Annotated in this window: 11 protein-coding genes and 1 pseudogene; 4 read left to right on the plus strand and 8 right to left on the minus strand. The window is 37.6% G+C overall.

The window, feature by feature from the left end; all coding sequences use genetic code 11:
• Positions 1-13: 13 nt before the first annotated feature.
• The gene (gene nox, locus FGQ53_RS01115) at positions 14-1,393 is read right to left on the minus strand and encodes a H2O-forming NADH oxidase (RefSeq protein ID WP_000036783.1); all 1,380 of its coding nucleotides are present in this window, start codon (positions 1,391-1,393) and stop codon (positions 14-16) included.
• A 306-nt stretch (positions 1,394-1,699) separates the two neighbouring features.
• On the opposite strand from nox, the gene FGQ53_RS01120 reads away from it, so the two are divergent.
• The 4 genes and pseudogenes from FGQ53_RS01120 to FGQ53_RS01135 all read left to right on the plus strand — a co-directional run.
• Positions 1,700-2,623 (plus strand): FAD:protein FMN transferase, encoded by a 924-nt coding sequence (locus FGQ53_RS01120; protein WP_138335212.1) that lies wholly within the window; start codon positions 1,700-1,702, stop codon positions 2,621-2,623.
• Between the two features lie 59 nt (positions 2,624-2,682).
• On the plus strand, positions 2,683-3,288 hold the full coding sequence (locus FGQ53_RS01125; RefSeq protein WP_020900666.1) for an NADPH-dependent FMN reductase: 606 nt from the start codon (positions 2,683-2,685) through the stop codon (positions 3,286-3,288).
• Positions 3,289-3,306: 18 nt separating this feature from the next.
• Entirely contained in the window at positions 3,307-4,545 is a 1,239-nt protein-coding gene (locus FGQ53_RS01130) for an NAD(P)H-dependent oxidoreductase (RefSeq protein WP_138335213.1), read from the plus strand.
• A gap of 46 nt (positions 4,546-4,591) precedes the next feature.
• A pseudogene (locus FGQ53_RS01135) lies at positions 4,592-4,837 on the plus strand (uracil permease); the annotation flags it as partial.
• 239 nt (positions 4,838-5,076) lie between these two features.
• Here the strand turns inward: FGQ53_RS01135 and FGQ53_RS01140 are convergent.
• The 7 genes from FGQ53_RS01140 to FGQ53_RS01170 form a co-directional block, all read right to left on the minus strand.
• Positions 5,077-5,343: a hypothetical protein gene (locus FGQ53_RS01140; protein WP_229090243.1), complete on the minus strand. Its 267-nt coding sequence runs from the start codon at positions 5,341-5,343 to the stop codon at positions 5,077-5,079.
• Positions 5,344-5,380: 37 nt separating this feature from the next.
• Positions 5,381-5,695 (minus strand): hypothetical protein, encoded by a 315-nt coding sequence (locus tag FGQ53_RS01145; RefSeq protein WP_138335215.1) that lies wholly within the window; start codon positions 5,693-5,695, stop codon positions 5,381-5,383.
• A gap of 268 nt (positions 5,696-5,963) precedes the next feature.
• Positions 5,964-6,416, minus strand: coding sequence for a CFI-box-CTERM domain-containing protein (locus tag FGQ53_RS01150; protein ID WP_138335216.1), 453 nt, complete (start codon positions 6,414-6,416; stop codon positions 5,964-5,966).
• A gap of 13 nt (positions 6,417-6,429) precedes the next feature.
• The gene (locus FGQ53_RS01155) at positions 6,430-9,507 is read right to left on the minus strand and encodes a type III restriction-modification system endonuclease (protein WP_138335217.1); all 3,078 of its coding nucleotides are present in this window, start codon (positions 9,505-9,507) and stop codon (positions 6,430-6,432) included.
• Positions 9,508-9,645: 138 nt separating this feature from the next.
• On the minus strand, positions 9,646-10,146 hold the full coding sequence (locus tag FGQ53_RS01160; protein WP_138335218.1) for a TIR domain-containing protein: 501 nt from the start codon (positions 10,144-10,146) through the stop codon (positions 9,646-9,648).
• 11 nt (positions 10,147-10,157) lie between these two features.
• Entirely contained in the window at positions 10,158-10,550 is a 393-nt protein-coding gene (locus FGQ53_RS01165) for a hypothetical protein (protein ID WP_138335219.1), read from the minus strand.
• A 3-nt stretch (positions 10,551-10,553) separates the two neighbouring features.
• A complete protein-coding gene (locus FGQ53_RS01170) occupies positions 10,554-12,296 on the minus strand; it encodes a site-specific DNA-methyltransferase (protein WP_171019053.1) in 1,743 nt (580 codons plus the stop codon).
• Between the last annotated feature and the right edge of the window lie 50 nt (positions 12,297-12,346).

A 12,346-nucleotide genomic window follows, 5' to 3' on the forward strand; every position in this document is an offset into this window, starting at 1 on the left:
AGTTCATCAAATTTTATTTTTCAGCTGTAAGTGCAGCCATTGTGATGTAGTTGTAAGGTTTGTTGAAGTGTGGCAAGAAGAATAGGTCTGTCAATGCCAATTTATCAATTGTTACATGCTCTTGGATAGCAAGTGAGAACATGTGGATTCCCATGCTGATTGCAGAATCGTGTGAAACCATTTGTGCACCAAGAATCTCACGGCTATCTTTGTCAAAAACAATCTTGATGGCAACTTCATGATTGTCATGCTTCATAAATTCTGGTTTTTGAAGATCGTTAAAGCCTGTTTCAGTTGCATTGTAACCAGCAGCTTTCGCTTTTTCAAGTGTCAAACCAGTTGAAACCATGTGAAGACCGTAGATAGAGATACCGTTTGAACCTTGCACACCGATTCCTTCCAATTCATGTCCACATGCGTTATAGGCACCAACGATACCAGTACGAACTGCATTTGAAGCAAGGGCGATATAGCTTGTGTCTTTGCGAGCGTTGTCATAAACAGTCGCACAGTCACCAACGGCAAATACACCAGGAAGTGAAGTTTCTTGTTTCTTGTCTACAAGGAAGGCACCGTTACGGAAGAGTTCAATCTTACCATCAGCAAGGGCTGTATTTGGACGGAAACCAACTGCAAGAACAACCATATCCACGTCGAAAGTTTCTTTATCAGTAATCAAGCGTTCAACTTTACCGTCACCCTCGATTGCTTTAACAGTTTGACCCAGAGCCAAGCGGATGTTGTGGTCTTCCAAGTTCTTCGCCATCATTTGAGTGAAGTCTTTATCATAGTAACCATTCAAGACAGTATCTACGATATCAACAAGGACAACCTCTTTTCCAAGACGTTCAAAAGCTTCAGCAAGTTCAACACCGATGTAACCACCACCAACAACGGCGATACGGTCGAGGTGCTGGCTCTTGTCAGCAAGTTTATTGATAACTTCTTCAGCGTTTTGGTACAATTTCACGAATTGTACATTTTCAAGAGTTGCTTTAAATTCGCGGTTGCCTTTAACAATTTCAACACCTTCGATTGGTGGCAAGATTGGTGTAGAACCTGTAGCGAAAATCAATTTCTCATATGATTCTTTGTGTTCTTTTCCTTCAACTTCCGCTGTAACTACTTTGTTATCATAGTCGATTGAAAGAACTGGTGAGTTCATGTAGACTTTAGCACCTTTAGCTTCCAATTTTTCTTTATCAGAATAGAACAAGCCTTCAGCACCGTCAATTTGTTCACCAATCCAGAGGGCCATTCCACATCCTAGGAAAGAGATGTTAGAGTTTTGGTCAAATACAACGATTTCGTTCTCATTTCCAAAATTATCCAACATAGTATTAATACATGCTGTACCAGCGTGGTTAGCACCGACTACAACGATCTTACTCATAAAAAATTTCCTACCTTCATTCTAAATTTACCCTACTAGTATAACATTTACTGTTAGCGTTTACAAGAGTTTGGCTGATTTTTCCTATTTTTTTGTAAAAAATTGTAAATAATCTGTATCTTAACACAGATTATTGCAAATTTTCTTCATTTCCTGAGCATATTTCTTGACATCTTTACAAATTTTATTTGTGAAAACGCTGACTTTATGGTATGCTAGTATCATGGAAAGAAAATGTAAGGGGTTCATTTTTCATAAATTTACTATATTTCAACCTTCTTTTCATAAGAGAAAGGAGTTGGTAGCTTGCCTCTTAGTTCACATTCTGAACGCCTAATGGGAACCACTATCACTATTTCATTAGTGGATGAGCGAGCCGATAGCTTGCTCCAGAAATCCTTTGATTTACTCAGAGAGCTAGAATACCGCTTCAACGCTAATAGCCAAGAATCTGAGTTGATGGAAATCAATCATCAAGCTGGAATAGCCCCCGTCAAGGTTCATCCAGACCTGTTTGAACTGATTTCACTTGGGTTAGAGCATAGCCTAGCGCCCTCTAGCCATCTCAACATCAGTATTGGTCCCTTAATTCAAACCTGGCGTATCGGTTTTTCAGATGCCAAGGTCGCCCAGCCTCAAGAAATTGAATCGGTGCTCCCTCTAATCAATCCTCATTATATCGAGTTAGATTCTTCTACTTCTACTGTATTCTTGAAGCAGAAAGGAATGAAGATTGATCTTGGTTGTTTAGCCAAAGGATATAGTGCAGATAAGGTTGCCCAATTTCTGAGAGCAGAGGGAGTGACTTCTGCCTTGATTAATCTGGGAGGGAATATCCTGTCCATTGGAAAAAATCAGGCAAGAGGAAATCAGCCTTGGCAAATCGGGATTCAAGACCCAGCCAATCCAAGGGGAAATCACTTAATGACTATCCCTGTTATCAATCAATCTGTCGTGACTTCAGGCATTTATGAACGTCACCTGACAGTCAATGGAAAAGATTACCATCACATTTTTGACAGCCAGACAGGATATCCTGTTGAAACAGAACTCGCTAGTCTCACAATCATCTCTGATAAATCAGTTGATGGTGAAATCTGGACAACTCGACTCTTTGGAGAAAGACCTGCTTCTATCCTTTGGCAAGTCGAAAGTTTGGAGGGAATCGAAGCGATTTTGATTGATAAGGAAGGTCACCTAAGTTGTTCTTCAGGAATTCCTACTCTATAGAGACAACTGTTTCAATGGAGTTTTAAAATCGTATTATGTAAAAAGAGAAAGGAAATCTCATGTTAAAACTTATTGCTATTGTTGGAACAAATTCAAAACGTTCTACAAACCGTCAATTGCTTCAATACATGCAAAAACACTTTGCTGACAAAGCTGAAATTGAACTTGTTGAAATCAAGGACATTCCTGTCTTTAACAAACCAGCTGACAAGCAAGTACCTGCTGAAATCTTAGAAATTGCTGCTAAAATCGAAGAGGCAGATGGCGTTATTATCGGTACTCCTGAGTACGACCACTCTATCCCAGCTGTTTTGATGAGCGCTCTTGCTTGGTTGTCTTATGGTATTTACCCACTCTTGAACAAACCAATCATGATTACAGGTGCTTCTTACGGTACACTTGGTTCATCACGCGCCCAATTACAACTTCGTCAAATCTTAAACGCACCAGAAATCAAAGCAAGTGTCCTTCCTGATGAATTCTTGCTTTCACATTCTCTTCAAGCCTTTAATCCAAGTGGAGATCTAGTAGATCTTGATGTTATTAAAAAACTAGATGCCACTTTTGACGACTTCCGTATCTTTGTAAAAATTACAGAAAAATTGCGCAACGCACAAGCCCTACTTCGCAAAGATGCTGAAGAATTTGACTGGGAAAATTTGTAAGATAGGAGACCAAAAAGAATGAAATTTGTTGGACTTGTAGGATCAAACTACGATCAATCATATAACCGTAAACTCTTGGAATTCATCCGTCGTCACTTCAAACTCAAATTTGAATTAGAAGTTCTCGAAATTGACGAAGTTCCAATGTTCAACCAAGACGAAAAATGGGACGAAAGCTTCCAATTGCGTCTCTTGTATAACAGAATTACGCGTGCTGATGGTGTCATTATTGCTACTCCTGAGCACAACCATACAATCTCAGCTTCTCTTAAATCTGTTCTTGAATGGCTTTCATATGAAGTTCATCCATTTGAAAACAAACCAGTCATGATTGTGGGAGCTTCTTACTACGACCAAGGTACTTCTCGTGCCCAAGTTCACCTTCGTAAGATTCTTGACGCTCCAGGTGTCAATGCCTATACGCTTCCAGGTAACGAATTCCTTCTTGGTAAAGCCAAAGAAGCATTTGACGCAGAGGGCAATATCACAAATGAAGGAACTATTAATTTCCTTGAAACATGCTTGGACAACTTTGTAAAATATGTGGGAGTCGTTTCAAAATTGAAAAAACCAAAACCAATTGAACCAGAAGATTTATATTGTACAAATTCAATTGCAACTACCATCCAAGGTGTTGATCCAGATGATCCTGAATGGGTAGAAAAAGCTGCTGAACTTGTTGGAGCTGTTTCTGGAGATACTTACGTTAAATTAGACCACGGTATCTTGACAGTTAACCAAATTGACATGTTCTTGAAAGCAATGCCATTTGAATTGACATTTGCAGATGATAACAATCAATTCTTGTACTTTAATAACGCCCACCAAGACCCAGATACAATGTTTGGTAAACGTGTACGTGCTCAATCAGGAAATAGATTAGGAACAGTACACGGTACATTGCCAGATTCTAGAATGAAAAACGTTGAATGGGTTGTCGGCGTATTGCGTAACGGGGATCAAGAATATGTCCGTACAATTGTGCCAGGAACACCTGAAGGTGTTATTAATACCCATAATTACCAAGCAATGTACTACCCAGATGGTTCATATGCTGGAATTAATGAAATTATCTTTAATTTCCAACCATGGCTTGACTGGTACCTCAATACAACTGGTCAACGTCTAGTTGGTGGGAATGCTGCAGCTCCTGCTGGAGGACATGGCGGAGCAGATGCCACATCTGGAGCTTCTGATGCAGGTGATGCTGGAGGTCACGGTGGTGGCGCAGATGCTACATCTGGAGCAAGTAACTAATTATTTTAGGAACCGTTATGGTTCCTTTTTTAGTGACTCTTTATCAACTGTACTTGGTGGTATGTCAATCCTTCTCCATGGGGTTATCGCCAGCAACAGTTTGAAAGTTTTGACCAAAGAACGTGTTGATTTCGCTCAAATGCGTAACCTAATCATCGCAAGTGCTATGTTGGTCCTTGGACTTGGAGGAGCTATCCTTAAACTCGGTCCAGTTACACTTTCAGGTACTGCCCTATCAGCCATGACAGGAATCATCTTGAACTTGATCTTGCCATACGAAAATAAAGACTAATACTCTTCGAAAATCTCTTCAAACCACATCAACGTCGCCGTGGATATATGTTACTGACTTCGTCAGTTCTATCTGCAACCTCAAAACAGTGTTTTGCGCAACCTGTGGCTAGTTTCCTAGTTTACTCTTTGATTTTCATTGAGTATAAGAATCTAAACATATCAAAAAACGAGCATTTCCAATTACGGAAGTGCTCATTTTTTGATATTTAAAAGTGAGTGTATGATTTCTACAACGTTTTAATACAGTTCCCCTACACTCATAAGCTCCCACTCATTATAATCAACCTGGAACACCTCTGGGGCTTTTGTAGTACCATTGTACACTACAATAAAGTAACCCTTATCATTGTAGAACTTGCTCAAAATCTCAGCGTCTTCAAAGTTTGCTTTTAGACTAGTCTCTTCTACTTTCTGAGTGCTTTCTTGTTTTGTGTCTTTACTATCTACCCCAACAGTAACAAAATTTACACCAATAAAAACAAATAGGTAAAATAGTACAAGCAAAACCCCCAGAAGGCTGTTTATAGTCTTCTAACGCTGTTTAATACGTTTCCCCTACTCTATACTCAACCCATTCCTTTTCCTTCACTGGGTAAATCTTAGCAACTTTTGTTTCCTCATCATACACTACAACAAAGTGACCTTTACTATTCCAGAATTTACCTAAAATAGTATCATCATGTAAATCAGTAAGTAAATTGCTTTCTTGACTTGTTGGGCTTTCTGTTTGTACTGTTTTAGGCTCTTCTACCCCAACAGTAACAAATCTTGACCCAATAACAATAAATAGGCAAAATAGCACTGCCCCAATTCCCACAAGTTTAAATAAGTATAAATCGCCATTATCTCTTTTCATGTTATCTTTTTATCTCTCTTTTTCTTTTATATACTCTTAAATCCCAAGGGGTAATAATATCCCCTTACACTCCCACCATTTCATCAAGCCATCTAGTGAAATTGGCTTCTTTTGTCTCATCATCATACCACTCAAAATATTCAATATAAGTTGAGTTTGTGATTAGCTTTATACGTTTTTTGATATTGGGAATCTAAATAGAATTCGGGCTCCTCTGTACTATATAAGTTAGCGAGGAACCGAACTCTTTTGGTATATTCTAATCGTTTTATTGGACCACTTTTTGAGACAGTTCCAGTGTATATGTTTTATATAATTGATGGCAAGCTTGATCCTCTCCTGCTTTAATCAAGGAAACACAAGGTAAGACAAGTTCTGACCAGATAGACTCTAGTGTTTCCTCACGATTTGAATGTTCCTCTAATTTGGCAACAATCTGAGGAGCTATCTTATAGTAGGATTCAATTTCCTCCTGACCACCATCTTGCAAGGCTAGATAAGAATCCCTGAATTTTCTCAAAGTCATCAATTCATCGCAGTCATCTGCCAATCCCTTGTAAGTTACCGCTGCTTCTGTCAAATAACAACCTCTTTGTTCAATTTGATAATAAGCATCTGGTTCACCGAAAAATCCAGTTTTAGAGCGCACATATCTCTCTGCATCACTCCTACGTTGAAAAATAGCTACTTCTCTTCCCTTACGATATACAACAAATTCCATCTCTTTTTCCTTCCTATCTTACAATATTTAATAATTCCTCATAACTTGAAACCACATCATAGATGTGCTGATCATTAATCAATCCAGCTTGTGCTAAAGCTTTAAAGTGAGCACGCGCACAGGCAATTTTTGCTTGCTCAGCTTGCTTTAATTGAAGACTAGACATAGAGCCTTTCGTTTCTGCAACAAAATAGATATGCTTGACACTTCCTTCACGGAAGGCGATTGCCCAGTCAGGATTATAGTTTCCAAGTGGAGTCGCAATACTGAACTTCCCTGGTAACTTCACATAAACACGAACATCCTCGTATTGTTCCAACGATTCTTTAAAGGTCTTCTCCGTATTTGAATCAACTTTTACAAAATTGTAAATTCCTTTTTTGGATTCAAGTAAGTGATCATCTGATCTGTTAGCAGTTTCAGGATTGTCATAAAACAAGTCCATATCATACTCTTCATTTAACACATTATACTGGATATGCTTGATAATTTGACTTGCTTTTTGTTCATTAATGAGCTTCGAAACCTTAAGAATAAACTCTTCTGGATTCTGTTTAAACTTGTCAAATTGGTAGACATAGATTTTACTTAATATTTCCGCAACCAACCTACGTGTTAATCCTGTCTGCTCAGCAATTTCCCCTAGTAAATCATATTTGGTCATAATCTGCGAATCCGTTAGATACTCTTGCTGACGATCATTCTCAGCCACTGTCAGATGGAGTCCTTCTTCCTTACTCATCTCAGTAGCGCTTGCTTGCGTTATATGAAAGCTTGGTTTGCTAACGACTAATTTCTCATTAATGTAGTCAACCGAATGTTTTACCAACTCTGCATCATCAAATTCTACTTGATAGCTTGTCTTTCGATTGATTTGCTTCCAGAGATTTAGGAATTCTTTTCGGGCAATATTTTCTTGATTGACCTCATTTGAGAACTGAATGACTGAATGATTGGCATTTTCAATTTCATACTGTCCAGCATGATAAACGCTCTCCAATATCTCTACCAGCTTATCCTCATAACCTGCTAGTGTTTCAGACAGCTGTAACTGATGATTTTCTTTTGCAGTAAAATATTCTGTAGTCAATTGCCCTTCACGGTCTATATAGCCTTGTCGAATCAAATCAAAGTGAATCGAATCTGCTTGTTCCTTCGTAATTCGTATTGTTTGACCTTCTTGATTGGTTAGAACTTTATTCGTAAAGAGAGTAACGTCCACTTTTACAGGACGATCTGCTAAGAGTTCTTTGATTTCTTCTTGTAGACTTCGAGCAAATTGATCATAATTTTCATTTGCAATTACTGTCAGTTTATTGATTTCATGAACATCATTTCCTAAGAGTTCAAAATCCTGACGAATTCCATTTTGGTCAACTGCCAAACGCATACCACGACCGATTTCTTGACGCTTTCCAACCTCTGCTGAAGATTTTTTGAGAGTACAAATTTGAAAGACATTAGGATTGTCCCATCCCTCTTTTAGAGCTGAATGAGAAAAGAGGAAACGAACTGGCTCTTCAAAGCTCAATAAACGCTCCTTGTCCTTCATAATCAAGTCATAGGCATCGATATCATTTGAAAGATTTTTCTTCTTTTCACTGGCAGATTTATAGTCCACAAAAATGGTCTTATCTGACTTCTTCACTTTATCTATCGAAAAATAACCAGCATGAACTGAATTTCCTTCAAGATTAGCCTCCAAATATCTACGATAAGGAGTTGGTTCCTGTGTTTGGATAAACTGATTTACTTGATTTCGGTATTCCTCTTCAAAAATCTGAGCGTATTCACCATTATAAGCATCATTATGTTCATCATATTGCTTATACTTGGCAACTTCATCGATGAAAAATAGGGATAATACTTTAATTCTTCGATTGTAAAGTTTATTTTCCTTTTCGATATGACTTTTTATAGTCTCTCGGATTTGAATTCTTCTGATGCTCGACTCATCCACTTCCCCAATCACTTCACCAACATGGAGCTCTTGAGTCACACCAACTTGAAGTTTGTTTTCTCTTGCATCAAAGTGACTAAGTGTCATTCCTTTATAAGCAGATAAATTCCCTGATTCAGCATACAAATCAAAGGGTTCTTCTACCACCTTCAATTTCCTTTTGACACCTGACTGCATTTTTACTTCAAACTCAATTTTTGCTTTAGGTGCTCCTGATTTTTGTAGAATGATTTCTTGTAGATATAGATAGCCTTGTGTCCCGGTCGTCCCAGTTTGCTCAATAGCCTTAACGGCAATCTTCTTCACCAATTTTTGATTGTAAGCATCCATGGCATCCAATCTATAAACCATATCATGCTTTTCTTTATGGGTAGCCGAATAACGTAGCGTAAACAATGGCTTGAAATCTTTTAGTCTTTCCTTGGTTTGCTTCCCTTCAACAGACTGAGGCTCATCGATAATCATAATCGGATTCATAGCTGCCAAGACATCAATCGGACGACGCCAACGGAAACTTTCCTGCTCAGAATGAATCCGTCGAGCATCTTTTCCTTTTGCATTAAAGGCTTGAGAGTTGATGACCATGATTTGAAGGTCTGACGAATTAGCAAAACTATCCAGATCACCTAAACGTGAAGAATCGTAGACAAAATAGCGTGGTTGTTTGCCATACTCCATCTGAAAGTGGCTTGACATAATTTGTAATGACTTGAGAACCCCTTCACGAATGGCTACACTTGGAACGACAATGATGAACTTAAGCCAGCCATATCGTTTGTTCAATTCCATAATTGTACGGATATAAGTGTAAGTCTTCCCTGTTCCCGTCTCCATTTCTATTGAGAAATTATAAGCTTCTCTCCCAGCAATCATATCAATAGAAAGACTATCAGAAGGACGTAAACCATAGCGAGTTTGCATAGTATGGACATTTTCCCGTATACTTGCTTGACTCAATTGAATCGGTGCATTTCGATAAGCATCTAAAACCAAATCTACCTCATCTGACTTGAGGCGACCTGGATCCGCCATATACTGAACTCCAGTATGTTTAGCTTGCCCTTGAAATAAATCTGCAATGGCACTCACCGCATCCAACTGAAATTGTTGTTTTTTAAATTGTAGTTTCATAATTTATTTTCTTCAATTTTTATATTTTCCAAATAATTGTATATTCTCAATACTTTGTTAACTGTTTATAAATATCACAAAAATCAAATATCATATACCTCTGATATTTATCATTTGGTTTATTACTATTAATACTAGCTACCAGGTAGATGGTCTATGAGAAATAGCATACTCTATCAATTCCTCCATGTTACTTTGAATATCCTCATAAACATACTTTGAAGTAGAGAATGGAGAATCGTAACAACGGATATAACTTGATAACGATCTGCCAGTTCGTGATATTGTAAAATCGTCAAATGGATTTCTTCCTTGATTATTTTGATTTCCAAATCTATCCTTTAAATTATGAATATATATGCCTACGATTCCTTTATCCAACTCAATTGCTTTTTTAATCTCATAGTTAATCCATTTACGTCCAGCGGTGTTCTCACCAATCAAAACAACCACACATGAACGCTTTGCCATTTGATTATCTATCCATGATTCTATCATTGCATCAGATTTTAATTTTACTTCTTCCCATTCATTATCTGAAAAAGTAGACTCGCCTGATACTCTCCCCATATTTCTAACTTGTGATGCTCGCCAGTTATCATTACTATAGTGAAAGCTAAAAAATACTTGTCTCTTCATACTTTCCTCACTTATCTAAAAACAATTAAAAGTGTCAATGTAGCAATAACTATTAAACCATAGGTATACTTTAAAATGGGACGAAATAATGCTATCAGAAAATCCCCTTCTTCTTGTTTTGGAGTCATTCTAAAATCTGTTTCTATTTCACTTAATCTTACCTCATCGTATAAACGTCTAAATTGTCGTTCTAATGACAAATAATATGCATCATGAAACCAGAATAAGATAGTCACACAAAAATTTAAAAGAAGTATATACCACATACTGGTATTACTAAACCAAAATGCGAACAAGGCTCCTATGGAAGTAAACGACCATCCTTTAATGATAAAAGAATTATTACCCATCCGTTCAATAATAGCTTGTATCATCTCTAAATGTTTTACATTGTATTCACTCATACCCTACACCACCTTAACTTTGGTATGAGGTGATAATTCTTTGAAGATTTCACTTACGTTAATCTTATCTGCTGAATTGGCAAATGAGCTATCACGGAAAACGGCACGGAGTGGTTGTGCTTGAGCGATGTGACAGATAACTTCTTCAGAGATTTCATCTTCAAAACAAGCCATGAGTGAGCCTTGATCTACATCATAGATTTCTGCTCCTGCTACTTTCTCCAAATCAATGGCTAATGACAGTTCTATTCCCCATGTTAACATAACTTGAAAAAGTAAGTCGAGGCCAGTACGTCCTTCCTTGATATTGGATACACTATCAAAGAGTTCTCCTTGGATAAATTGATCAGGACGAGCTGAAACATCCTTGAAATTAGAAGAATCTAACTTATAAGCTTTAAAACCAAAGTCTTGTTTGCCAATCAATTCAGGATGCTCCTCCTGAATCTTGGCAGCAGCACGACGAATCCGTTCACGAGAAATCTGGTCAATAGTTTCATAACCTGCTTCTTTAGCAGCAGACTTGTCGGCCACTTCCTCATCCAAAGTACACAGGATAAACTTACGATTTCCACCATCTTCAGCATTCAGTTGCATGACTGCATCTGCCGTAGTACCAGAACCACCGAAGAAGTCGAGGATTAAAGGAGAACTTATTGTCAAACGATCAATTAAATACTTAATTAAATTAGAATCTTTAGGATAATTGAAATAACCTTTTCCAAGAAGAATCTGTGTTTGTTTTGCTCCTTGTGTACTTGAAAAGTTTTCAACAACTCCCATCGGACGTTGAGTTCTATCGATCCTTGTACCATTATTATCATAATTTAAATATTGTTTTGTATAAACTGTCCAAATTCCATTCTTGTCTTTTTTAAAGACAAGATACTCATTATCAATGCCCCATTTTAACTTTTCCTTACTCCATCTCCAACAAGCTTTTTGTCCCGAATTATTTTGAGAAGGAGTAACAAAGGTTCCATCAGGACACTCTATTGGATAGTCCAACGATTCAGAATATTGGATAGAACCCATTCCTAGTTTTTGCAGATAATACTTTCCTCGAATTTCATCAGATAATACATACCTATCAATATTAGTAATTTCTACTCCATTTATTTCAAGCAAATCTATGGACTTAGAATAACAAAGAATATACTCATGTTTAAGTCTAAATAACTTACTATCCGAGCTTCCTCCACCTTCTTTATTTAGCCAAACGAGATTAGCTACAAAATTCTCCTCTCCAAATATCTCATCACAGATAGCTTTGAGGTTGGCTTGTTCATTATCATCGATAGAGATAAAGATAACACCTGAATCCTTGAGGAGATTACGCGCTAAACGGAGGCGTGGATACATCATATTGAGCCAGTCTGAGTGGTAACGGGCCGATGTCTTTTCATTTTTTGTGAGCCCAACGACCTGGCGTCCTTCTTCATCCAAAAGTTCCATATCTTCTTTCAGCTCTTCATCTGTTTTTTGGAACTTATCAGAGTATACAAAGTCTTTTCCTGTATTATATGGTGGATCGATATAAATCATATCGATTTTTCCTAGATAGGATTCTTGTAAAATTTTTAAGACTTCTAAATTATCTCCAGTAATAAAGACATTTTCACTGTTTTCAAAGTCAACACTTTCATCAAGATCTGGTCTTAAGGTTTTGGTAGTTGGTCGCCCAGCTTCTGCAATAGCTTCACGCTTTCCAACCCAAGTAAACTCATAGGATTCTCGACCATCCACAATTTCCTCTGATAAAAACTGTTTAAGTTTCTCAAAGTCAATCGCAGGAC

Origin of the sequence: Streptococcus mitis, assembly GCF_005844455.1 — a bacterium.
Taxonomy (GTDB): Bacteria; Bacillota; Bacilli; order Lactobacillales; family Streptococcaceae; genus Streptococcus; species Streptococcus mitis_BF.